Source organism: Moraxella sp. CTOTU47618 (assembly GCF_032017425.1).
In the GTDB taxonomy this organism is placed as follows: Bacteria; Pseudomonadota; Gammaproteobacteria; order Pseudomonadales; family Moraxellaceae; genus Faucicola; species Faucicola tetraodonis.
On the sequence record NZ_DALZPW010000006.1, the window covers coordinates 54,745 to 79,711 of the forward strand.

Consider the following 24,967-nt stretch of genomic DNA (forward strand, 5'->3'; position numbering starts at 1 on the left):
TCAAAAAACCTGCCATCGATTAACCGCCAATCATCGACAAATTCGCCATGATACCACTATCGTTTTGCTTGAGTAAATGATGCTCGGGCTTAATCGGCATTAAGCTTTGCAAGGCATGAACCAATCCATCGACATCGCCATTTGCCAAAAACGCTCGCACATCATAACTGCCATTATCAAACAAACACAAATGTACTTTGCCTTGGCTACTCACTCGCAAGCGATTGCAACTGTCGCAGAACTGCGGGGCATAAGGCTCAATCAGCCCAATGCCACCGACATAATCGGCGTGGCGATATTCAATCGCAGGGCCTGCATCGCTTGCTCGACGTTGGGATTGCCAACCATTTTGTAATAAAAAATCTTTGATACGCTGACCACTGCTATGTTGGGCAAAAAACAAAGCTTTATTATCCGAGGTTTGCATAAACTCAATAAAACGGTAAGTGACAGGACGATTTTTGACAAAACTTAACACGGATTGCAAGTTATCAAAGGCGGTGTCTGCCATCAAAATACCGTTGAGTTTTAGCTTAATATCGGTGGTTGCTAGCAATGTATCGATGTCTTGTAACAGCGTTGGCAATATATCAAAGCCGGTGATTTGTTTAAAAATGGCGGGGTCAAAGCTGTCGATACTGATGTTAAGCTGATTTAGCCCTGCCGTTTGCCAGTCGGATAAATGCTTGGCAAGGCGATAGCCGTTGGAGCTAACCGCCACTGTTTGGATGCCTTGGGTCTGCTTGGCAAGTTCGATGATGCGCGGTAAATCTTGTCGAATCGATGGCTCACCCCCCGTCAGCCGCACTTTGGTGGTACCTAGTTTGGCAAAGGCTTGTATTAAAATATCGATTTCGGATACAGAAAGCTCGTTGTCAGGGCGTTTACCCGCGTTGGCAGTATAGCCATCGGGCAGACAGTAATGACAGCGAAAGTTACAAAAATCGGTAATCGACAGGCGTAAATAGCTTAACTGGCGATGGAAATTGTCCACCAAATTTAATGAAGAATGTTGCGGAGTCATCGTTAGCTAAAATTCCAACTAAACGGCTGCACTGTCACTATTTCGCCTGCTTTTACCCCTGCATTATCTTTGGGTAATACAAGCAAGCAATTGGCGTGGCTAAGCTGTTTGACACGGTGGGAGTCTTGGGCAGATAAAGGGGTTACGCTAAAACTGCCGTCTTCATTTTGGCAAAAAATCGCTCGCTGATAATCTTGGCGTCCTGCTCGCTTGTTGATGTCGTGGGTGGTTTTGGCAAACAGTTGCAGCGGTTTTGGGATATCTGATGGTTTCACGCCCGATAGTTGCCACAGCGCAGGTTTGACAAAATTAAGGCAGCATACCACGGTAGATAGCGGATTGCCGGGTAACCCAAAATACATGACCGTTTTTTTATCTTGCTCAAATTCGCCAAATATAAAAGGTTTACCTGGTTTCATCGCCACTTTGTAATGATGAATTTTGCCGAGCGCCTGAATGACTTGGGTTAAAAAATCATAATCGCCCACCGATACACCCGCCGTGGAAATAATCACATCACATTCGGCTATCGCTTGCTGAACAGTGCGGCGAGTGGTCTCAAGGTTGTCAGGGACAATGCCATAATCTTGAATAACAATCGGCAACTGCTTTAATAACGCTTTTAGCGTGGGCGTGTTGGAATTATAAATTTGGGCAAGCGTTGCCAGCGGCTGCCCCACGTCGACTAGCTCATCACCGGTCGCAATAATGCCAACCGTGAGTGGCTGAAATACCTGCACGCTATCCACGCCCAAATTGGCAAGTAAGCTGATATCGGTGGGGTTTAGGCGTTTACCAATTGTTAAAACAGTTTCGCCTGCTTGCACTTCCTCGCCTTGGCGGCGAATATTTGCACCCACTTTAGCGGTTTGGGTCAAGCGAATGTGATAGGCTTGGCTGTTATCCAAACTGGGCTGAATGTCGCTAAGGTTGGTGTCTTCTTGCATCACCACCGTGTCGCAGTCATTTGGCACCACCGCCCCGGTAAAAATTCGCACGCCCTGATTGGGTTTTAAACGACCATTAAAAGGCTTGCCTGCCCCCGATTCACCGATGATTTCAAGTTGGCTATCGTGGTCAAGATAGCTATCCATAGCTATCGCAAAACCATCCATGGATGATAGATTTTGGCGGGGAATATCAAAGGATGCGGCAATATCTTGGGCTAAAATGTGGTTTTGCGCCTCTAACAAACCCACTGTTATCGTCTTTACCTCGCCTAGACGCGACGTTAAATAGTTCTCTAGGCGATCATTAATCGCTTGTTTTAGTTCATTGACAGAAATCATCATCATCTCAATTAAAATATTGGGTCGGCGGCAAAAGCTGATAGGCTGTTTTTAGCTGCTCAAATTGTTCTAAGGTATCAATATCTTGGCCTAAATGCGGCAGCGGTATCGGATAAATCTGATAAACCGTGCGGTCGGTGGGCGAAACGATAGCCATTTGGTGTTGCCATAACGCCCGAAAACCTTTATCGCCTTGCAACTGATAACCAAATGCTCGCAAAAAACCCCAAGGTAAATTGACGGGAATCCCCCAAATTGGTTGATTATTATCACCATACTCACTCACAATCAGCCGATGGTCCTCAACATTTTGGCTTAATAGCGTCAAATCATCGAGGGTTACCGCCACTTGGTCAACGGTCAAAAACAAAATCCGCATTGCAGCACTTACTGACTGTTGTTGTAATATTGTCATTGCATACTGAATCGATTGCGCCATCCCTGTTTGCGGCGTTGGATTATCGACGACTGTGACGGCAAATGGTGCAACTTCATTGTATAACGCTTTAGATATTGGGTTATCAAGTTTTGGCAAAACCACCAACACTTGATAAGGCTGCAATTGGCGTGCCAATTGAATTTTTTCAGCCAGCAAGGTTTGATGATTTTTTACAATCAGCTGTTTGGCAAAACCAAGACGCTGGCTCAATCCTGCCGCCAAAATCACCACGATTAAATTACTAGGCGTGACGCTCATGATATACCTGTTGAATTTGGGCAGTGATAGATAAAGCCACCGCTTCGGGCGTATCACCACCGAGCGCTAAACCCACAGGATAGAACAAATTAGCAGATTTCACCAGTTGATAACCATCGTCAATCTCACTAAGCAACTGCTCAGTACGATATGTGGGCCCTAATTGCCCAATAAAAAAAGGCGAGTTTTGGGCTTTAAAGGCTTGGCTGAGCCATACTCTGTCTTGACTCAGACTATGGGTCATTATCACCACAGCGGTCGGCTGCGGTGACTCAAAAAAAGTCTGTACAGACTCGGCTTTTTCAAGGGCAATCTGTACAAAATTGGCGTGAGCCTGCCCGCGACAACGGGTAATCACATCCAAACGACTATCAATCACCGTCACCTGCCAGCCTTGCAAATTTGCCATGGTCATCAAAGGTAAACAATCTTGCCCCGCGCCAAAAATTAATAATTGTAGCGGTGGTTGTAGCGTTTCTATAAAGATGCTTAGTTGTTGCGATTGTTTTTGATAAACATGCAGCATAAAGCGACTTTTACGGCTGGCAGCGACTTGATTAACCAATTGCCAATCTTGTTGACCCAATTGCGACAACTGCGTCAAGGGCAGATGTTGCCCAACTATAAACTCATCTGAGTTTGAGGTGATAACTGTAGCCAGTGTTTGTGGCTGTTTTGTCTGTTTTAAGCGCTGAAAACAGGCAAATAATACAGATTGTTCATTTAAAATCAGACGTTCAAATAATACTTGAATGACGCCTTGACAGCCAAGCCCAAAGCCTTCTTGCTCATCACTGTCATCGACCACCTCATCTTGTGATAACTGGCTATCGGTTGCGGTATGATAGGTTTTGAGCGTTGCCCCATCTCGCGTTAGCCAAAAGGCTCGCTGTACCAAGTGCTTTTCAAGACAACCGCCACTCACCATGCCTATGGATTGACCATCGGCTAAAATCAACATTCTAGCACCAGGTTGCCGATAGGCTGACCCTTCGACACTCACCACGGTGGCTAGTACCGCTTCACTGTTGGGCGGTAACTGCTCAAGGGTAGCAAAAATATCAAACAAGTGGTTCATAGCAAATGACAGTGTACCCGATTACAGTAATGGCAACTGGTACAGCAGTTTATCCAAGGTAATGGGATAGTCTCGTACTCTAACGCCTGTGGCATTAAAGATCGCATTGGCAATGGCTGCCCCTGCCCCTGATAATGCCAATTCACCTATACCCTTGCTATGGAGCGGATTGGCATAGGGGTCAGTTTCGGGTAACATTATTACCTCTAAGTCAGGCACATCAGCATTCACACACACCTGATACTCGGCTAAATCGTGATTACATAGACGACCGTCACGTTTGTCATGGTGAATTTGCTCCATCAAGGCAGCCCCTATACCAAACACCATACCACCAAAACACTGCGAGCGCGCTGTTTTTTCGTTTAAGATACGCCCTGCGGCAAATGTGCCTAGCATACGGCGAACCCGAATTTCACCGGTTACCCGGTGTACCCCGACTTCAGCGAACTGTGCGCCATAGCCTGCATGACGGTATTCTTTTTTGGTTTTACCAGGTTCGATTTCACCATTAGCTACCAAGCCATGAGGGGCATATTGCTGCAAAAAACTGCTCAGCGGTAACTGGGTATCGACTTGTTCCCAATCGAGTACATTATCATGATTGTCTACAGAGACCTCAGAATTAAGCCCTGTTTTTTCTGCTAGTTTATCCAACGTATCGGTTAACGTATGGTTAATTTTTTCGCCAATTTTTTCAGCTAGGCTAGGGTCATGCTCAAATTGTCTATATAGATTGCCTTGTTTAAAGCCAATGCTATCGGCATGCAGCCCCACACTCTGGGCAATCTTTTCTCGTAGCGCTTCACATGCCAGATAAATTGAACTACCAGCGCTTGAAGCTCCCCAGCTACCGCCTGACCCTGCAGCAGGGGGCAGATCGGTATCGCCAAGTTTGACCTCGACATGGTCAATCGGTAAGCCCAGCATATCGGCAACCACTTGCGCAAAAATAGTATAGCTACCTGTACCGATATCAGTCATGTCAGTTTCGATACGAGCCATGACCCCAAGCGGTTTGTCAGAGGGCAACAGGCTCACACGGGCTTGTGAGGGTTTTAATTCGTTGCTACGCGCGGCGCACGCCATCCCATAGCCAATCAGCCAATCGCCTTCAAGGCGACTTGCGGGCGTTTGTGGGCGTTCATCCCATCCAAAGGCTTTTGCCCCCTGCTCCATACACGCCAGCAATTTTCGGGTGCTGTAGGGAATTTTTTTGCTTGGGTCTTCGCTCGGTTCATTGCGTTTTCGCAGTTCGATTGGGCACAGCTTTAACGCATGCGCCAGTTCGTCCATGGCACATTCGAGTGCCAACTGACCCACTGCTTCGCCAGGGGCACGCATAGAGCCTGTTAAGGTAAAATTCATGCGCGCCATTTCGTATTTGATTTGGCGATTGTCACCGCCATACAAAAAGTGGGTAGAGACCGCCACTGGCTCAAAAAACGTTTCTGAAGGTAAATTGGTGACAATGCTATTATGAATAATGGTATGGATTTTACCATCTTTATCCGCCCCCAATGCCACCCGTTGTTCAGTGTTGGTGCGTCTGACGGTAGTTTCCATGACTTGCGGTCGGGTCATGTTCACCAGTACGGGGCGTTTTAAGTCTTTAGCCGCAATGGCTGCCATCACCGACTCTGGTGAAATACCCAGTTTTGAGCCAAACCCACCACCAACATAGGGCGATAGCAAACGGACATCATCTTCCGGTATATCTAAGGCTTTGGCAAGTTGTACTTTGGAAGAGGCAAGCATTTGGTTAGAAGTATGAAGGGTTAGCTTACCTTCAAACCAACGCGCCAACGAACTGTGCGGTTCCATCGGCATGTTACTTTGGCTTGGCGTGGTATAAGTCACATCGACTTTGACCTCTGATTGCTTAAGCGTTTTTTCAGGTTTGCCAATGTCGTCACTTTTATCGGTTACCCAATCGATAAATTGGGTGTGCTTTTTTTGCTTGTTAAAGTCAAAATGCCCATGTTTTTCATCATTTTCATAGTCAATCTGTAACGCCTTCGCGCCTTCTTGAGCCGCTTCTAGGGTTTCTCCGACCACCAAGGCAATGGGCTGTCCATGATAAAAAACCTCACTTGCCCCTTGCACAGGTGCCATTTTGACACCCCCTTGTTGCGGGTTGCGTAAAAACAATGGGTCATGAAACACCCCAATCACACCTGCAACTTGTAAGGCGGTATCTTTATGTACTTTTTTTACCTTGCCTTTACCAATGGTTGCGCCGACCATCACCCCATGAAACAAGTCGTCAAATTGGTGCTCAGCAGTATATGTGGCTTTGCCTGCGACTTTTAGGTGTCCTTCGATACGGCTCAGTGGTTTGCCAACGAGTTTACTATCGGTCGTATCTAGCCGTGACTCGACAGGCTTGTCCATGGTCATTTTTTTTTCAAGGGGCGATTCGCCAAAAATTTGTGTTAGGCTCATGCACTCACTCCACTACTTAAAGGACTTGATTGATTGGGTTGTTGTAACGCCCGCTGCACAACATGGTGTAAAAGACGCTGTACTAGCACGGTCTTGTATTCGGTTTGTTCATCGGTTTTTGCTTCTTTGAATAGCGTCGCCACCGCAAGCTCAATACTCACGGCATCGCCCGTGCTGCCGATCAGTATTTTTTCAATCTCGGTATTTCGCCACGGCTGACTGCCAATACCGCCAAATGCAAGTCGCACATTAGTGAGTGTATCATTATCATGCTCAATCACGGCAGCGACGGACACCAAAGCAAAGGCATACGACGCACGGTCACGCACTTTGTCATAACTATGCACGCCTTTTAAGGAGGGCGGTAGAATGATATGGGTAATCAAATCACCTAAATTCAAACAAGTTTCGATATGGGGGGTTTGCTCAGGTAAGCGATAAAATTCAGCGATAGGCACTTGGCGGGTTTGCCCGTCCGCTTGCTGGATAACAATGACCGCATCAAGTAATCGCATTGCCACTGCCATATCCGATGGATGGGTGGCAATACACTGCTCGCTTGTGCCTAAAATTGCTAAGTTCTGATGAAGACCTGCTTTTGCCCCGCAGCCAGAATTGGGCTCACGCTTATTACACGGACTATCAGGCTGATAAAAATAGTAACAACGGGTGCGCTGTAGTAGATTGCCACCGGTACTGGCTTTGTTACGCAGTTGCGGCGACGCACCCGACAACAAGGCACGGGCAAGCACCGCATAATCTTGACGAATGACAGGGTGAGCCGCTAATTCACTGTTACTGACCATAGCGCCGATTTTTAACCCACCTTCTGGCGTGGCTTCAATTGTATTAAGCGGCAAACGTGAAATATCAATCAGCTGTGTTGGCTGTTCGATTTCGAGTTTCATCAAATCAAGTAAATTGGTACCCCCAGCGATAAAAAACGGACGCTTCGCCTCACTCAAATGCCCTTCAGCTAAAATGGCTATTTTGACGGCGTCATCCACCGAGTTGGCGCGCTGATAATCAAACGTTTTCATAGCGACACTCCTGTAGCCTGAGTAGCTGCTGTCTGGGTGGTTACCTTATCTGTCTCTGCCGAAAAACCTGTTTCTTGTAATACTTGTTTAATCGCTCGCACGATGTTGGGATATGCCGAGCAGCGACAAATATTACCGCTCATACGCTCAGAGATTTCTTTATCCAATTGTTGTTTAAATTGTGTTGTATCTTTTGATAAAGGTTGCATCAAATCATCCGACACATGACTTGCCCAGTTTTGGCGTAGCTCTTCAATCATCGCTTTGGTCGAGCAAATTTGCCCAGGGGTACAATAACCACATTGAAAGGCGTCATGTTCCAGAAACGCTTGTTGAATCGGGTCAAGCGCTTCAGGTGAGCCAATGCCTTCAATGGTCTCGATGTTATCGCCCTCGTGCATGACCGCTAGGGTCAGACAGCTGTTGACCCGCTGACCGTTAATCAGCATGGTACACGCGCCACACTGACCGTGGTCACAGCCTTTTTTGCTGCCTGTCAAGCCAAGATGGTTGCGACAGACATCCAGCACCGTGGTGCGTACATCTAGATTCGTCAACGTGTGTTGTTGCTGATTGATAGTAAGTGTTAAGGATTGTGGCATAAAGTTGCTTCTCGTCTAGTTGTTATAGGTTTATTGGTAAGTGTGTTATCTAGAATTAACGCCTGTTATTAAACTTATTTCTAGAAATTCGCTATGCCTTGCCTACGCAAGGATGATGCTAACATTAGAAGGGTTTGTTATTTTTGCGTATGTAGCCATCCCGATTTTTTGGCAATTTTTTTGGCAGTTTCTTTTGCTAATTTTTTTACTAGTTTTTTTGCCAGTCTATTTTGCTAGGTAATTGATTATATTTTTTGAATCAGCTTTTGTATGTTTATTCGTGTAAAGCTCTCAATCAGCAGTATTTAGCTTTTATAAAATTCTGATGGTGTACTTGGATATTATTGGGCGTGCTGACACTTGGCTATTTTGTAGCAAATAATTCATTAACATGGTATTAACTAGGTAATTTTTTTATCATTATCGTGACTGAAATTGTGACTGCAGAGTTTTATATACCGCATAGACTATCAACGATTGTCAAACTTTCCACACTTACTTGCGGTGTTGTGCCGCTCAGTACTCACCTCGCTCACCTTGCTCACCGCTTACGGTGATTTTTTGCCTTTGCCATCGCAAAATACACCCTGTGTTATCAATTTGGAGGATTCATGCGATTTTTTGCAAAAAAGACTGTATTTTTCACAAAAAAAGGGTATTATGCCCCCATAAATTTTGAACGTTATATTGTTAGGTCTTGGGTGCAGTGTCATGGCATTTTGGGGTTTTGCGGTATAACGTTTTTGTTTTGGTGTCAGTCATCCCGACTGATATTTTATTCACAAGTTCGAGAAAGATAGCCACAAGCAAATTTTCTTAAACCCTTATCTGAGATGGTAATCCGATATGAGCGTTCACACCCCTGTACACCCTATTTCTCATGCCACTAACGAATATTACTTAACTCGTCAAAGCACGATGGAATCTAATGTTCGTAGTTATCCCCGCAAACTACCGCTAGCTATAGCTAAAGCCCAAGGTATTTGGGTCACTGATGTTGAAGGCAATGATTACCTTGATTGCCTAGCCGGTGCTGGCACATTAGCCTTGGGTCACAATCACCCAGCCGTCAAACAAGCCTTATACGATGTGTTAGAAAGTGGCCTGCCACTGCACACCCTAGATATCACCACACCTGTCAAAGATGCATTTACCGAATCCTTGCTGTCTTTTTTTCCAAAAGATTTCGTATTGCAATTTTGCGGTCCGACCGGTGCTGACGGTACAGAAGCGGCGATTAAATTAGCAAAAACTTATACAGGGCGTGACAACGTTATCGCATTTAGCGGTGGTTATCACGGTATGACCCATGGCGCGCTTGCCATGACCGGCAATTTGTCTGCTAAAGAGAAAGTTGGCAATTTGATGCCAGGGGTACAGTTTATGCCCTATCCGCATGAATACCGCTGCCCACTTGGGCTTGGTGGTGAAGCAGGCGTGGATGCGCTGACTTACTACTTTGAAAACTTTATTGAAGATGTTGAAAGCGGCGTGGTCAAACCTGCAGCGGTCATCCTAGAAGCGATTCAAGGGGAAGGCGGTGTCGTGCCTGCGCCCAAAAAATGGCTACAGAAAATCCGTGAAGTGACCGCTAAGCATGATATCGTATTGATTTTGGATGAAGTGCAAGCTGGGTTTGCGCGCTCAGGCAAAATGTTTGCCTTCGAACATGCCGACATCGTGCCTGACGTGGTAGTGATGAGTAAAGCGGTTGGGGGTGGTTTGCCATTGTGCGTACTTGCCATCAACAAAAAATTCGACGCATGGGCGCCAGCCGGTCACACCGGTACTTTCCGTGGCAATCAGCTTGCAATGGCGGCATCGATTCAAGTATTGGATGAAATCCGCAGCAAAAACTTGGCAGAAAATGCGCGTATCCGTGGTGAATTCTTGCGCGATGAACTCAAAAAAATCGCCAAAGAATTTCCTTGTATCGGTAACGTGCGCGGTCGCGGCTTGATGACCGGTATTGAGATTGTCGATGAGCGTAAACCTGCTGACCGTATCGGCTCGTATCCTGCTGACATTGACATGGCAAATGCGATTCAAAGAGCGTGTTTTGACAACAAGTTACTGCTGGAAAAAGGCGGTCGTGGCGGTACAGTGATTCGCTTGCTTTGCCCGATTAACATCACGCAAGAAGAATGTGATGCGGTGCTTGAACGCTTTAAAAAGGCAGTGGCTGAAGCCGTGCAAAAAGTACGTGGATAATTGATTATTGCCTATTAAGACGGTAAAGTTACTGACATAGCTTTGCCGTTTTTATTATCTGTTTATTTCATTTTGAGTAAAATATGGAAACCACTATCGCCAAGACCGAACGCCTGATTCGAGAAATCAATCGGATTCATGGTGAGTATTGGCAAGATTATTTTGAAACAGGCAAGGTACAAAAAATCAATCTATCACATACGCTCAAAACCGTCCCTATTGAGCCTATTTTGTCATATCGGCTTAATTTGCATGAAGCGATCAATGATTATTTGGCATTTGCCGATACCCAAAATATCGATTTTTTTTACCGTGTTAAAACGGCTGAAAGTATCTATGACAAAGTCAATCGCTATTTGGCACGAGAAAACCAGTACCCAGTCAATAATATTTTAAATGATATTTTTGGTGCTCGGATAATTTTGCCATCGGCTGATGTGACAGACATCATGGAAAAACTGGATGATTGGAAAACAGATTACAGTCTAAAAAATTGGTATTTACGTGATCTCGACGGGTACATCGGTGTGCATGTGTATTTTAAAAATGCGAGCAATTTTTATTATCCGTGGGAATTGCAAATTTGGGATATAAACGATGCCAAAGCCAATATTGTAAATCATCAACTGTATAAGCGTAATTTTGTAAAATAAATTAACCATTTGCTCGTATCACTCTGTTTAATGACAATTTATAGTTAACTCTATCTTAAAGAATGCAAGGACTTACCATGTCAAACTTATCACAGCACCGCCAAGCGTTATTTTGTAATGACAGCCAATCCATTGCCGATTACCAAAAAAATATGAACACCGCTGTACAAGCCGTCACCGATTGGCTCAAAAACGACAAAATGTACACCGGCGGTAGTATCAAGCAGCTGCGCGCTGAGATTGCTTTTCAGCCATCAAAAGAAGGACTTGGCTTGGAAGATGCGTTAAAACGTTCAGTCGAATTATTTCTTAATAAAAGCTTAAAGGTGCATCACCCACATTCGCTTGCTCACTTGCACTGCCCAACGATGGTGACCAGTCAAATCGCCGAAGTGCTGATAAATGCCACCAACCAATCGATGGACTCTTGGGATCAAAGCCCAGCAGGGTCACTGATGGAAGTGCAACTGATTGATTGGCTACGTCAAAAAGTCGGTTTTGGTAGCGGCCAAGCGGGCGTATTCACCTCAGGGGGCACCCAATCCAACTTGATGGGCGTGTTGCTCGCCCGTGATTGGTGTATCGCTAAAAACTATAAAAATGACGATGGGTCAGAATGGTCAGTACAGCGTGACGGTATCCCAAGCGATGCCATGCAAAAAGTGAAAGTTATCTGCTCAGAAAACGCGCATTTTAGCGTGCAAAAAAACATGGCAATGATGGGTATGGGTTTTCAATCGGTTGTTACTGTGCCAGTCAATGACCAAGCGCAGATGGATGTTGTCGCACTTGAACACACCATGGCGCAACTGAAGGCCGAAGGCAAAATCATCGCCTGTGTGGTCGCTACTGCAGGCACCACGGACGCGGGCGCGATTGACCCAATCCCTGCGATTCGTAAGCTTACCCATGAGTATGGTGCATGGCTTCATATTGATGCCGCTTGGGGCGGTGCGCTGATTTTATCGAATAACTACCGCGATAAACTTGCAGGCATTGAGCAAGCCGACTCTATCACCCTCGACTTCCACAAACATTACTTCCAAAGCATCTCTTGCGGGGCATTTTTGCTCAAAGATGAAGCTAACTATCGCTTCATGCATTATGAAGCTGAGTATTTGAACTCTGCGTATGACGAAGAACATGGCGTACCCAACCTAGTCTCTAAGTCGCTACAAACCACACGCCGTTTTGATGCGCTAAAATTATGGCTGACAGTGGAAGCCTTGGGCGAAGAATTATACGGCTCGATGATTGACCATGGCGTTGATTTGACCCGCGAAGTCGCTGATTACATCAAAGCCACGGATGGGCTTGAATTGTTGGTAGAGCCACAGTTTGCCTCCGTGCTATTTCGCGTGGTACCCAAAGACTACCCGGCTGAGTTGATTGATAGCTTAAACCAAAATGTCGCCGATGAGCTATTTGCCAAAGGTGAAGCCAATATCGGCGTGACGCGCGTCAGTTACCAAAAGCAAGGGGATGCTCACCAAGATGTGCAATCGCTTAAAATGACCACGTTAAGCCCCATCGCGACGCTTGACAATGTCAAAGCCTTATTGGCTCAAGTGTTGGCGCAAGCCGATGACATCAAAGAACGTATTATCACAGGGGATTATCAGCCTGCGATTGATTGATAAGCACAAAAAAAACCGATTCCTTGGCGAATCGGTTTTTTTACTATAGCACTAACATTGACTGTAATTGACCGTCACATCCAGCGTCGGAATCAGATTTGACTGGGCGGCAAAATCCTCGTCTAGGACATTGATAGCAAGCCCGCCCATTGCGGTTTCTTTATATTTTGACATCATATCTCTGCCTGTCTCTTTCATGGTTTTGATGGCTTTATCAAGCGATACCACATGTTGTCCATTGCCTTTAAGCGCAAGCCTTGAGGCATTAATCGCTTTTACTGCCGCCATGGCATTGCGTTCGATACAAGGCACTTGGACCAACCCCGCAATCGGGTCACACGTCATGCCAAGGTGATGTTCGATGCCAATTTCGGCAGCATTGGCACATTGGGCAGGACTGCCGCCAAGCACATAGGTTAACCCTGCCGCCGCCATCGCACACGCCGAGCCGACTTCCCCTTGACAGCCCACTTCTGCGCCTGAGATGCTGGCGTTTTCTTTGATAATGATGCCAATCGCCGCAGCAGTTAGCAGAAAATCATGTAACCCCTGCAGCGTATAACTTGGACAAAAATCTCGATAATAATGCATGACAGCAGGTATCACGCCTGCCGCACCATTGGTGGGAGCAGTCACCACACGTCCGCCACTGGCGTTTTCTTCATTCACTGCCAACGCATACAAATTCACCCAATCCATCACGGCAAGGGCATCATTAAACGCTTTTCGGCTATCGGCAGCGGATAACTGCTGATAAATCGCCTTGGCGCGGCGCTGTACTTGTAAGCCCCCTGGCAAAATACCATCGTGGCGACAACCATCATTGACACAGTCTTGCATGACTTGCCAAATATCGTTAAGTCCACCCAGCAGCTCATCTTCACCCAAGTTAGCCAGTTCATTGGCTCGAACGACTTGGGCGATTGACAGTTGATTGTGTTGGCAAATTTGTAATAATTCTTTGGCGTTGTTAAAGGGATAAGGTACCGGTTTTTTGACGCTTTCAATCACCGGTTCTTTTGCTTGGGCTTCTTGCTCGGTCTGTACAAACCCGCCGCCGATTGAATAATACGTATTTTGGTAAACAATTTCATTGCCTGTAAAAGCAGTGATAGTCAAAGCATTGGGATGATGGGGCAGCGATACCCTACCATTTAGGATTAAATCCTTGTCAGCAACAAAGTTAATTTCATGCTGCTGATTTAGACATAGCGTGTTTTGCGCTTGGATATCGGCAATTTTTTGTAAAATAGCGGCGACATCCGTCGTCTGTGGTTGCTCTCCCATCAAACCTAGCATCACCGCTATATCACTACCATGCCCTTTGCCGGTCGCGCCGAGCGAACCAAACAGCTCGACTTGCACCCTATCCACCTGCGTCAGTAGCTGCTGCTGTGATAATGCGCTAACGAACAGATTCGCCGCTTTCATCGGTCCGACCGTATGCGAACTTGAAGGTCCAATCCCAATTTTAAATAAATCAAAAATACTGATCACTGATAAATCCTATATGCCAATCAGTTGAAAAATTCAATTATGTTGTATCTATTGTGTTAGATAACCACGAATTGCCCATCTGTGTCAATGTGCTATCGGAAAGTTTATCAAATGACAGATGATGGATGATGGATGATAGATACTTGCTACACGCATCGCAACTTTGGCAACTAACCACCTGTGTAACCGCATGAGGAAGAAAATAATTGTTGACAAGGATTAATCTGCTAACGATTCACTTTCTTTACTCGCTAATAAAAGTAGCAGCAATAAACAAACTAAGAAAATCATCATGAGTGCCATGAGATACACGTTGACATACGCCAGTGGCACGCCCATTTGGTTGAGCATCACAGAGGCATTCATCCCAGAGGTGCTAGGCAACACCCAGCGCAAATACTGCAGTGGCTCAGGCAGCATTTGATACGGCCACGAAATTCCTGAGACAAATAGCATCGGCATTGAACTTGCGACCAAAATTTGCATCGCCCGTTCTCGCGCCCCAAACCATACCCCAAGTAGACAGCCCAATGCCGTTACCGCGGGGAAAAACAGGGCAAGCAGTATCAGTGAACCCGTCAGATTTTGGTTACGGATATAATCATTGTTGGAAAATACCCAGCCATAATAAAAACAGCCGAGCACAAAACCAAAACACGCTAAGCCCAATATTCGCGCAAGCCACGTTTTCATCGAAGCGCGGTGTATGTCTTGCTCTGCCCAAGTACCCACTAGCATTGCCGTGCCCATCAAAAACATCTGCTGCAGAATCAATATCGCAACCGCAGGGACAATGTAGCTACCATAGCCTTCGGTACGGTTGTATAACGGATTAATCGTCAGCGCAACAGGGGAAATATTGTTTTTGGCAACCGTGATATCTTGCCCGATGGCGACATTTTTTTGTACTTTCGCCCCTGCGGACACGGTGCCGATGACTTCTAAAAACCCCGTTTGTACTTGTTTATTGAGCAAAAAATAGTTACCGTTGGCAAGGATACTCACCTTGGCAGGTTGTCCTGTGGTCACTTTTTGATATAGCCCTGAGGGTATCACCATGTAGCCTGCAATCTTGCCTTGCCACATCAGCTGCTTGGCACTGTTTTCATCGTTTACAATGGTACTTTGGATGCGCGGATTGGCTTGGGCGTAGCTGATTATGGTCTGCGATAGACTTGAATGGTCATAATCCACTACTGCCACAGGGACATGACGCACCACTTCTTTTGAATACGGCCACGGATAAAAAAAGCCATAAATAATCGGGGCAATCAGTAGCATACTGAGCACCCCTTTGTCTTGAAACACGCTGCGCCATACATGCAAAACTTGCAGCAAAAAACCGCGCTCCCAAATGTTTGGGGCTTTGCTTACGTCGACTTTGCCGGGCGTTGTCTGGGTGGGCATCAGCGTTGCCCCCATTTTTCAGGCTTCAGCAAGGCTTTTTTGGTCAACAACGCGGCTAACAACAAGGTAATCATAACGGCAATAAAAAATCCGATAAAGCTGCTATAGGCAAACGATGGCGGTGCGCCCATTTGTAATTGGGTGGTTTGCAAGTTGAGATAATGGGTTAATGGCAGGGCATTTGCCCAACGCTGCGCGGCAGGACTCATCGCCAAAAATGGAAACGTCACCCCTGAAAAAGCAAATGACGGCGCGGAGATAAATCCGGTAAATGACAAGCCTTGACGATACGAAAACGTGCCGACCGTGAGAATCACCCCAAGCCAAAACGACACCATCATAAACATTAAAAATATCAGATAAGTAATCGCCACAGACGCCAAACGTATGGGGAAAATTTGCATCACCAAGGTCAATGCCACCGCTGCCCAAAGCGTATAGGCAAACATCGCCCAAATTAGTTTGCCATTGAGCCCTGCGATAATCAGCGATAGCTTGGGTTTTTCGTGCCCCAGTGTGACAGGATGGTTAGGATTAAAGGGGCGGTTAAAGGCGTGGTTACTGGCATGGCTACTGGCAAATTTGGGGGATGTTAGCGACTGATACCACTCACCTAACGTCTTGTCGACCAACTCTCGCCCGACAGTTGACGCGCCAATCACCATCGACAAAATATGTAGTAAGGCTGGTACCACCGTGACCGCCAAAAATTGCTGATAGTTATTGGCGGTATTAAACAGTGCCACACTTTGCGATTGTATCGGTGCATAACTGGTTTTGGTCAGGGTGATATCTTCGCCAATGGCGACTCGCCGCTGCATCTCCGCCCCTGCCGAAAAGGTACTAACTGCTGTCTGTACCGCTTTTTGTATCATGCCTGAATGCGTGCCATACTGGGCATTGACATTGAGTAGCAAGCGCGAGGTTTTGCCCGCCAGTAGATTGGTTGAAAAATTCTCTGGAATTTCAACCACCGCCATGACATCGGTAGTCTCGATAGCTTGCTGAGCGGCAGCGGCACTATGAAGGCTTTTGACCACCGCAACCTCAGGCGTCGCATCAATATAACGGATAATCGTCGCGGATTGCGCGGAGTGGTCATTGTCTATGACCGCAATCGGAATCCCGACTGCCATGCCTTTGCTAAAAATCCACCAAACCAAAAATATCAATACGATGGGCATCCAAAACATCAAGGAAAAATCCCAGCGATTTTGCACCAAAAAATCCCATTCACGGCGCGCACTGTACCAAAACGCCGCAAAGAATTGCACAAAGCCTGAGCGATTATCAAACTGCGAATACGCATAACGCTCATTATCATTGTCACCAGCACTGACACTGTCACTGGCATTTGGCACAGCGGACGATGTCGGTGACGGTTTAGAGCGCTTGTTTGAAGTCAGTTTTGATGTCGATTTTGATGCCATAGTTGACTTCATTGTGTTTGGGTTGGCTGCTGGCTTGCCGGTATATCAACCAATACGGTCATGCCCTGTCTTAGGCGTGTATCTGACTGGCTCGGGCGCGCACGAATCTCAAAGGTACGCATATCAAAGCCGTCTTTGCTGTTGGTCGGGCGCCACGTGGCAAAATCTGATAGCACGGAACTTGCGTACACTTTAAACACTTGGCGGTAAGGCTGATTGTTGACCGATAACGCAGGAACCGTACCGCTAAATTCACTGCCGACTGCAAAATGATTTAGGTTATTTTCGGTAACGTTAAGCACGACCCATTGGTTTTTGGGGTCGACAATGGTCATCAGTGGTACGCCCTGTCCAACCACTTGACCTGGTTTGACAATCACGTTGTCCACGATACCCGCAATCGGGCTTTTAAGATTGGCTTCTTCTTTGGCAACCATCGCTTCTTTAAGCTTGCCTTCTACTTGGCTGACTTGTGCTTGGGCAGCGGTTTTATCTTCACTGCGCGCGCCTGTTTTGGCTAACTCATATTGCGCTTTGGCGATTTTAGCTTTATCGACACTGGCGACATAGTTGGTATAGGCTTCGTCACGTTTTTGCCGTGACATCAAGCCTTCTGCCGCGAGTCGGTTGATACGCTCATAGGTGACTTTGGCAAGGTCAGCCGCAGATTGGGCAGCATCGTACTGGTATTTTGCCATTTCAATCTCTTGCGGTCTTGCGCCATTGTTGGCTTTGTCCAGTTGGCTTTGGGCTAATTCTTTGCCTGCTTGTGCTTCTTCGACCTTGGCATTGATTTCTGGGCTATCCATATCAATCAAGCGTGTGCCCACGCTAATTTCATCGCCTTCTTTGACATAAATATTGGCAATACGACCGGCAACTTTGGCAGCGACAGGCGTTTGCTCTACTTCCATATGCCCTTGGATGGTCACAGGCGCGCTGCGCGTTTCGCGCTTGTCTTTGATTAGCCCCCATGCGACCAGTCCAATCAGCCCAAGGATAATCAAAGCAATAATGATGGTGCGGATTTTACTGGGTTTTTTGGTAGGCGGCACGTAGCGGCTATCCGTCGCAGCGGCTGACAGGCTGTCCTCTGCGTGCGGCTCATCGGCAGCTTGGGCGTTCATCGCTGCATTAGCATTATCCGCAGCGCTGTCCAAAGTGTTGTCGTTGTCTTTAGCGTTGTCCATCGCATTGTCTGGTGTTGGGTTTTGTGGATCAGCCATACGGTAAGCCTACTGGTGAAATAAAGACACGGGTTAAAATAATTGATTAGTTCTTACGATGTTCAAAATAAATCGCGGGTAGCTTGACGTCCGCTGCCTGCATATAACGGTTAAACTCTAGCGGCGTACCGCAGCTTTGCATCAAGTCTGCCATTGCCTGTACATAATCATTTGCCGCTTTGGCCTGCTCGGTTTTGGCTTTTTCCAAATTGGCTTCGGCTTGCATCACTTCTACGGCCGTGTTGACGCCTTCTTTAAATCCAAGCTGACGAAAGCGTAGCATCTCACTGGCGAGTTCAATATTGGTATTTAAGGCAATAAAATTATCGCGTGCATTGTTGACTGTTTGCCAATTTTTTTCTACCAATAACATAATATTATCATTGACATCCACTTGGCTAAATTCGGCTTGGTGCAGCTTGGCAAGGCTCGATTGGGTGCTAGTACGGCGATCTACCCCACCCCACAATTTCCAGTTGGCAGACACTCCAGCAATCCAATTTGGGTCAGCGTCGATTTCAGAGCGACCAAAGACGGTGACATTGGGTTTGTAGGCGGATTCACTAAATTCATGCAGCGCTTTGGCTTGGTTGTACTTGGCGGCGACCTTATCAAAACCTGGGTGATGCATTTTAGCCTGCTGCTGAAAATAACTCAGCGGCGGCAACGGCTTGGTGGATACAAATAAAGGCGATGTTGGTTTGATAAAATACGGCGTGCGCAGTAACCGCTGTAGCGCGGTCATGGCAAGCTCAGCATCGTTCAGCGCTTTGCTATTTTCGTATTCGGCATCGGCTAAGGCTTTTTTGGCTTCCAAACGCTCGACTTTTGAAATCAGCCCCACATCGAGTGCGCGCTGTGCGGCATGGTCGGTGGCACGAATCGCATTGAGCGCATCGGCGCGTAGATACGCTGCCATGATGGCAAGCTGGGTTTGAAAATAGCGTTTGGTAAGCGTGGTGTATTGTTCATCCAGTGACAAGTCAGCATCGGCACGGCTTTCATCGGTCATACCATTGAGCAAACTGGTCACTGCTTCGGTTTTATGTCCGTTATAAGCAGACCACAGCACGGTGACATTTGCGCCTGTTCTATTTTTGTCGACATTGGCAGGGATGCTATTGGGAATCGGGTCGGTGATTAAACCACCGATATCTACTGCCGTAGTAGGCAGTGGCAAAGTGATGGGCAAATTGCCAATATTGTTATTGACTGCGTTGTCAATGGCTAGGTTGTTTTTAATGCCCGTGGTATCTATATTGTTATCCACATGTACATGCGTGGCACTGGCACCCAGATACACAATCGGTTTGTTTAAGCCTTTGGTCGACTCAGCTCGCAGCTCATTACTCACGATTGCCGCATTGTCAGCCGCGACTTTGGGTGATACTTTGACTAGGTACTGCTGCGCTTGTGCCAGTGTCAAATTACTGGGCACATCTAGGCCATAACTTGGCGGATAAGGCACCCCATTATTGATAGTAGGATCGTAGCTGAGCCCAGCTGCTTTCCCCCCTTTGACTTCATTGGCGCGGGTCGCGGTTTTTTTCGATGGCGTGTCTGCTGATGGTGCGTCGGTGGCAGGGCTAGCATTGAGTACAGGCTCAGGATTGGGCGGGGTATTGATTATCGGCGTAAACTCCGCGGTATCGCCACTGGTACTGGGCTGCAATCTGCTAGTGGGCTTTGTGGTTGGCGCTGCTGGTGTGGTTTTAGCCAATGTTTTAACAGAATTTTTAGCCGATGTTTTAGCTGATGTTTTAACAGGCGGCTTGTTAGCATTTTTAGTGGGACTACTGGTCGTTTTGGTGGTTTTTGTCGTGGTCGTGGTGGTGGTTTTTGTTGTAGTTTTTGTTGGGGTCGTTTTGGTAGTGCTAGGTTTGGTGACCGTGGTCGCAGCCGTCGCTGCCAAAGATAAGGACAAATTCAACGAAACCATTGCCATCGTAAACGCAGACAGGGTAAGCACGCGTGGTAGTGGCTGCGGATGATGGCTTACTGAGTAAGTCGATGGTTTGATGGATTGATGTAATTTCATACGACTCGCTAATAACTTGCCTATGGCTTTGCCGCAACATAACAACCCCGCAAGCCGTCAATTACCCTAGTAATTGATGCGGTCACCGTTATGATGCCCGTATTACCAAAAAACTGTCTTACCAAAAAACTGTCTTATTAAATAATGTCTTATTAAATAATGCCTAATTAAATAATAATGAAATACCAAAGTGAGCACTAATTGTCATTTTGAATATTAACTAAAGTATAAGATTGTAAAAAGAAAAAAATGACCCGTCAATCTACACTTGTCATATTAACAATATTGTAGTTTTTTTAAAAATATGGCTCATTAAGCCTCACATCATGACTGTTTATTTTTATTTAACAAAGTAAAAATATTTCTCAATCCAAGTAGTCACACAAATCAAACAAGTTAGCTTACCGATGTCATTTAGGCATGCTAAAATGCCTAAAAAAATCCCAGTTCGTACAAGGGATTTTGAACTTTGCCAAACCATACCTAACAACCGCGTTGGGTTTTAACAAAGAAAACACAACATCACTGCTTAACTCATTTAGCCGCCCACGCCCTTGTTTGCTACACTAGAATATTAGGCGTTATTTAAAAAACTTGATTTAAAAACTTGGTGCCATGCTAGATAAGGAAAGAAACGATGCTAAAAGAAAAGGTGCTAAAAGTTAGGCATTTATTGATGGTTGCCATGTTCGCCGTTACTTTATTAGCATGTTCAGTGCCGTCTATGCAACAAAGTTCAAATCCAGCCATAACATCTGAGTCAAAGCCTGCGGTTTCAACTCATACTACTACAAGTACAAGCTATATTTTAGCTGAGCCTTTACCGAATAAAAAATTACGCATCTCGATTACAGCCAAAGAGAAAAGCTTGCGCATTAACAACTGTAATGAGTCTATTACGGTCGCTTTGTTTGAAAAAGATAAAAAAGATGTCGTTTGGGGTGGCGTGTCAGATGCTTGTCGTTCACTTGATATGATTATTCCACAGGGTGCTACGCTAAGTTTTATCACCAAAATTGACGATTCATCGCAGCCTTTGGATTTGAATAAAAATTATCAAGCCCAAATTTTTGGTTTAACTTATGATCCAAATATAACCACCAACCCTATAACATCTACTGAAAGCCTTAGCAACGAATTTAAGCTGATTCCTTAACCAATGAGCCAAACTAACCAAATCCCCCTTGCCCAACGTGTCCGCCCAAAATCGCTTGACGAGGTAATCGGACAAACCCATTTGCTCGGTGCCAACGCACCGATTCGCCGTATCGTTGAGCAAGGTTACTTGCCATCCATTATTTTGCATGGGGAAGCAGGCATCGGCAAAACCACCTTAGCCATGCTATTAGCCGATGCAGTGGGTCGTCCTTTTCGCCCGCTCTCGGCTATCAATGCAGGGGTTAAAGAGCTGCGTGAAGTACTGGCAAAAGATGACGGCCTGTTTGGCGAGCCACCGGTGGTATTTGTCGATGAGATTCATCGGTTCAACAAAGCCCAACAAGATGCACTCCTCGGCGCGGTTGAGTCAGGGGATATTACTTTAATTGGTGCGACCACCGAAAACCCCTCGTTTAGTGTCAATAATGCGCTATTGTCCCGTTGCCAAGTATATCGACTCAACCCCTTGAGCGAAGATGAAATCAGCCAAGTACTACAACGTGCCATTGACGATGATGCAGTTTTTAAACAATTTAAGATTGAAATACAATCAAGCCAAGCGATTTTTGCGCTATCGCAAGGCGATGCGCGTAAGGCGTTAAATTTACTTGAACTCGCCATTCAATCAAGCCCCAATTTTAAGCAAGGCAGCCAGTCACCGATTGTGGTGACTGATGACAGTGTCATCGCGGTGGCAGGTGCAAGTCTGGTACGCTACGACAAATCAGGTGATGGTCATTATGACCTAGTGTCAGCGATGATTAAATCAGTCCGCGGCAGTGACCCTGATGCGGCACTGTATTGGATGGCGCGGATGCTGACAGCGGGCGAAGACCCTGCCTTTATTGCACGGCGGTTGGTGATTTTGGCAAGTGAAGATATCGGACTTGCCAATCCCAATGCGTTACTACTTGCCGATACCGCCCTGCGAAGCGTGCAGAGCATCGGTATGCCTGAAGCGCGGATTATTTTGGGGCAAGCGGTGGTGTATTTGGCGACATCGCCGAAGTCCAATTCTAGTTATCAGGCGATCAATAAAGCGATGCGACTGGCAGAAAATGACCAATCGCCTGTACCGCTACATTTGCGTAATGGCGTCACCAAGCTGATGCGCGCCGAAGGTTATGGTGCCAATTATATCTATCCGCACGACTACCCCAACCATTACCACCCACAGCAGTATCTGCCTGATAATTTGATGGGCACACGGTTGTTTGACTTTGCTGATAATGCCAAAGAACAGCAAACCTATGCCTTTATACAGTGGTTAAAGGGCAATCATTGAACAGCGGTGATTAAAGCGCGGCGGCTAAAAAACCCGTCAAAGCAGACAACGGATGATTTAGCGCAGCCAAATGAACCCTATTCTGTAATAACCAGTACACCATCAGCAATAAAAATACCAATAAAAACCCAAGCTGAATCCACAAAAAATAGCGATGCTTAACACCCAATCGGCGCAGCTTGGCATGGCTATAACTGCCCTTATCAAAGTTGGTATGTTGATGCCTTTGCCATTTGCCCGAACGATAATAGTTTTCTACATCCGCAAGCAACCTTGGCACACTGGCGCTATCAAATTGCGCAGTTTCAAAATAATCTAGCAGGGGGCTGATATCATCGACATCATCCATATCATTGACGCTATCTAAATTGATGCAGTGCATTTTCCAGTGCCCAAACAGCGCATTGGGCGCTTGTCCCTGTCCAATAACGTGAATATTTTTGTGTCTTTTATCGGCTTTGATTTTGTCAAATAGTTGGGTGATAGTACGCTCACTACCTTCCATATATTGTAGAAAGTTGCCTTGCTTGAGAAATAGTACGCTATTGACATTTGCTTGGGTGTTGCGCGCGACTGACTGACGATAGATATCAGGCAACGTCATCGTATGCAAACTTGCTTGTAAGGTGATTTTGCTCGTGTAGATAAGATAAAAGACTGACATCACAGGATCCTTAGATAAATAAATCGGTTAGACGTCTATGACTTTTAATAGCGTTTTCTTCAAACGTATTAAGAATGTAATTTTTATTAATTATTAAGTAATAATATACCAGTTTTTTTTAATTTTTGCTCAAAAATTATACAAAATCACCAATTTTTGTTAATTTTTTCAACCAATCTACCCTAATCTTATGTCTGCGTGCGCTACCAGCGCGTATGGCTATCAATATTTCGCTGCTTAGACTCACTGAGTTAATGCTATAATAGCGCGCAAATATGAAATGAGCGCCCATACTAGCTTCACCCAGTTTGATGAGGTGATTGTTAAGGTTGGTTTGGACAATAGTTTGAACAATACTAGCTGATAGCGCTTATTTTCTGTCCCTATTTGTTAATCAGTTTTTCAACCAGTTTTTTAATCAATGTTATTCCAATAAATCGCTAACAAAGGCACTTTTATGGCATTTAATACAACGGCAGAAATTATCGATGACATCCGTGCAGGCAAAATGGTCGTTTTGATGGATGATGAAGACCGTGAAAACGAAGGCGACTTGGTGATGGCAGCCACCCATGTACGCCCAGAAGATATTAATTTTATGATTACCCATGCGCGTGGCTTGGTGTGTTTGACCATCACCGCTGACCGCAGTGAACAGCTCAATTTACCGCTCATGTCGGATAAAAATGGCGCTAAATTTAGTACCAACTTTACGGTATCAATCGAAGCGGCAGAAGGGGTCACCACAGGTATCTCAGCAGCAGATCGCGCCAGAACCATCCAAACAGCGGTGTCTTCGACTGCCAAACCCGAAGACATCGTACAACCGGGACATGTATTCCCAATCGTGGCACAAAATGGCGGTGTATTACACCGTGCCGGTCATACCGAAGCCGGCTGTGACCTAACACGCTTGGCAGGCCTTGAACCTGCGGCAGTGATTTGTGAAATTATCAAAGAAGATGGCGAAATGGCGCGCCGTGATGACCTAGAGATTTTTGCTAAAGAACATGGCTTAAAAATCGGTACCATCGCTGATTTGATTAATTACCGTATTGCCAATGAGCAAACGGTAGAAGCTATCGCCAATTACCCTATGCAAACTGAGTTTGGTGAGTTTACTGCTTATCGTTTTAAAGAAAAAAATTCAGAGGATACCCATTTGGCACTGGTCAAGGGCAACCCACAAGAAGGCGTGAGCACTGTGCGGGTGCATAGCTTCCAGCCATTGCGCGATTTATTCACCGTGCAGCTACCCAACAGCGGTAAGAGTAACTGGGATATTCATGCCTCACTCAAAGAAATCAGCGAATCAGAGCGTGGCGTGTTCGTCTGGATTGGGCATCAGCAAGCGATTGATATGGGTGAAGCACTCGATAACTTTGTCGCTGACAAACCCAACTCACCGCTTAAACACCAACCCTACCGCAGCATTGGGGTTGGCTCACAGATTTTACGTTATCTAGGCGTGCGTGATATGCGTTTGCTGTCATCACCGCTCAAATTCAACGCGTTATCAGGATTTGACCTAAACTTGGTCGAAACCGTTGCCAACCCACACCACAAATAGCAATTCACCAGACAAA

General features: G+C 46.0%; 19 protein-coding genes. 6 read left to right on the forward strand and 13 right to left on the reverse strand.

What is annotated here, in order from left to right; translation table 11 throughout:
• Positions 1-19 precede the first annotated feature (19 nt).
• The 7 genes from moaA to RTS09_RS06345 are packed head-to-tail and all read right to left on the reverse strand — an operon-like array spanning position 20 to position 8,175.
• On the reverse strand, positions 20-1,024 hold the full coding sequence (gene moaA, locus RTS09_RS06315) for a GTP 3',8-cyclase MoaA (RefSeq protein WP_312535305.1): 1,005 nt from the start codon (positions 1,022-1,024) through the stop codon (positions 20-22).
• 2 nt (positions 1,025-1,026) lie between these two features.
• Positions 1,027-2,313 (reverse strand): molybdopterin molybdotransferase MoeA, encoded by a 1,287-nt coding sequence (locus RTS09_RS06320; protein WP_312535457.1) that lies wholly within the window; start codon positions 2,311-2,313, stop codon positions 1,027-1,029.
• A gap of 7 nt (positions 2,314-2,320) precedes the next feature.
• On the reverse strand, positions 2,321-3,010 hold the full coding sequence (locus RTS09_RS06325; RefSeq protein ID WP_312535307.1) for a nucleotidyltransferase family protein: 690 nt from the start codon (positions 3,008-3,010) through the stop codon (positions 2,321-2,323).
• Positions 2,994-4,088 (reverse strand): XdhC family protein, encoded by a 1,095-nt coding sequence (locus tag RTS09_RS06330; RefSeq protein WP_312535310.1) that lies wholly within the window; start codon positions 4,086-4,088, stop codon positions 2,994-2,996. The genes RTS09_RS06325 and RTS09_RS06330 overlap by 17 nt, the downstream gene beginning before the upstream one ends.
• A 21-nt stretch (positions 4,089-4,109) precedes the next feature.
• On the reverse strand, positions 4,110-6,533 hold the full coding sequence (locus tag RTS09_RS06335) for a molybdopterin cofactor-binding domain-containing protein (RefSeq protein WP_312535313.1): 2,424 nt from the start codon (positions 6,531-6,533) through the stop codon (positions 4,110-4,112).
• On the reverse strand, positions 6,530-7,573 hold the full coding sequence (locus tag RTS09_RS06340) for an FAD binding domain-containing protein (RefSeq protein ID WP_159675716.1): 1,044 nt from the start codon (positions 7,571-7,573) through the stop codon (positions 6,530-6,532). Before RTS09_RS06340 ends, RTS09_RS06335 begins: the two co-directional genes overlap by 4 nt.
• Positions 7,570-8,175: a 2Fe-2S iron-sulfur cluster-binding protein gene (locus RTS09_RS06345; RefSeq protein WP_159675715.1), complete on the reverse strand. Its 606-nt coding sequence runs from the start codon at positions 8,173-8,175 to the stop codon at positions 7,570-7,572. Before RTS09_RS06345 ends, RTS09_RS06340 begins: the two co-directional genes overlap by 4 nt.
• An 846-nt stretch (positions 8,176-9,021) precedes the next feature.
• Between RTS09_RS06345 and RTS09_RS06350 the strand changes: the two genes are divergently transcribed.
• The 3 genes from RTS09_RS06350 (at position 9,022) to RTS09_RS06360 (ending at position 12,676) form a co-directional block, all read left to right on the forward strand.
• Positions 9,022-10,386: a diaminobutyrate--2-oxoglutarate transaminase gene (locus RTS09_RS06350; protein ID WP_060995331.1), complete on the forward strand. Its 1,365-nt coding sequence runs from the start codon at positions 9,022-9,024 to the stop codon at positions 10,384-10,386.
• A gap of 83 nt (positions 10,387-10,469) precedes the next feature.
• Positions 10,470-11,039, forward strand: a complete 570-nt coding sequence (locus RTS09_RS06355; protein ID WP_312535318.1) for a nucleotidyltransferase family protein — start codon at positions 10,470-10,472, stop codon at positions 11,037-11,039.
• 77 nt (positions 11,040-11,116) lie between these two features.
• Positions 11,117-12,676 (forward strand): pyridoxal phosphate-dependent decarboxylase family protein, encoded by a 1,560-nt coding sequence (locus tag RTS09_RS06360; RefSeq protein ID WP_312535321.1) that lies wholly within the window; start codon positions 11,117-11,119, stop codon positions 12,674-12,676.
• Between the two features lie 51 nt (positions 12,677-12,727).
• On the opposite strand, the gene RTS09_RS06365 is transcribed toward RTS09_RS06360, so the two are convergent.
• The 5 genes from RTS09_RS06365 to RTS09_RS06385 all read right to left on the reverse strand — a co-directional run bounded on the left by RTS09_RS06365 (position 12,728) and on the right by RTS09_RS06385 (position 20,274).
• Positions 12,728-14,173: an L-serine ammonia-lyase gene (locus tag RTS09_RS06365; RefSeq protein WP_312535323.1), complete on the reverse strand. Its 1,446-nt coding sequence runs from the start codon at positions 14,171-14,173 to the stop codon at positions 12,728-12,730.
• 219 nt (positions 14,174-14,392) lie between these two features.
• The gene (locus tag RTS09_RS06370) at positions 14,393-15,580 is read right to left on the reverse strand and encodes an ABC transporter permease (protein ID WP_312535325.1); all 1,188 of its coding nucleotides are present in this window, start codon (positions 15,578-15,580) and stop codon (positions 14,393-14,395) included.
• Complete coding sequence (locus tag RTS09_RS06375; RefSeq protein ID WP_312535327.1) at positions 15,580-17,010, reverse strand: ABC transporter permease; 1,431 nt, start codon at positions 17,008-17,010, stop codon at positions 15,580-15,582. Before RTS09_RS06375 ends, RTS09_RS06370 begins: the two co-directional genes overlap by 1 nt.
• A gap of 8 nt (positions 17,011-17,018) precedes the next feature.
• Positions 17,019-18,236 (reverse strand): HlyD family secretion protein, encoded by a 1,218-nt coding sequence (locus RTS09_RS06380; RefSeq protein WP_179286581.1) that lies wholly within the window; start codon positions 18,234-18,236, stop codon positions 17,019-17,021.
• Between the two features lie 46 nt (positions 18,237-18,282).
• A complete protein-coding gene (locus tag RTS09_RS06385; RefSeq protein WP_312535334.1) occupies positions 18,283-20,274 on the reverse strand; it encodes a TolC family protein in 1,992 nt (663 codons plus the stop codon).
• A gap of 637 nt (positions 20,275-20,911) precedes the next feature.
• Here RTS09_RS06385 and RTS09_RS06390 point away from each other — a divergent pair.
• Both RTS09_RS06390 and RTS09_RS06395 read left to right on the forward strand, forming a co-directional pair.
• A complete protein-coding gene (locus RTS09_RS06390; RefSeq protein WP_312535337.1) occupies positions 20,912-21,430 on the forward strand; it encodes a hypothetical protein in 519 nt (172 codons plus the stop codon).
• 3 nt (positions 21,431-21,433) lie between these two features.
• The gene (locus RTS09_RS06395) at positions 21,434-22,717 is read left to right on the forward strand and encodes a replication-associated recombination protein A (RefSeq protein WP_312535340.1); all 1,284 of its coding nucleotides are present in this window, start codon (positions 21,434-21,436) and stop codon (positions 22,715-22,717) included.
• A 10-nt stretch (positions 22,718-22,727) separates the two neighbouring features.
• On the opposite strand, the gene RTS09_RS06400 is transcribed toward RTS09_RS06395, so the two are convergent.
• Positions 22,728-23,381, reverse strand: coding sequence for a BLUF domain-containing protein (locus tag RTS09_RS06400; protein WP_312535342.1), 654 nt, complete (start codon positions 23,379-23,381; stop codon positions 22,728-22,730).
• Positions 23,382-23,838: 457 nt separating this feature from the next.
• Here RTS09_RS06400 and ribBA point away from each other — a divergent pair, with 457 nt between their 5' ends.
• A complete protein-coding gene (gene ribBA, locus RTS09_RS06405) occupies positions 23,839-24,951 on the forward strand; it encodes a bifunctional 3,4-dihydroxy-2-butanone-4-phosphate synthase/GTP cyclohydrolase II (RefSeq protein WP_312535344.1) in 1,113 nt (370 codons plus the stop codon).
• Positions 24,952-24,967: the final 16 nt, after the last annotated feature.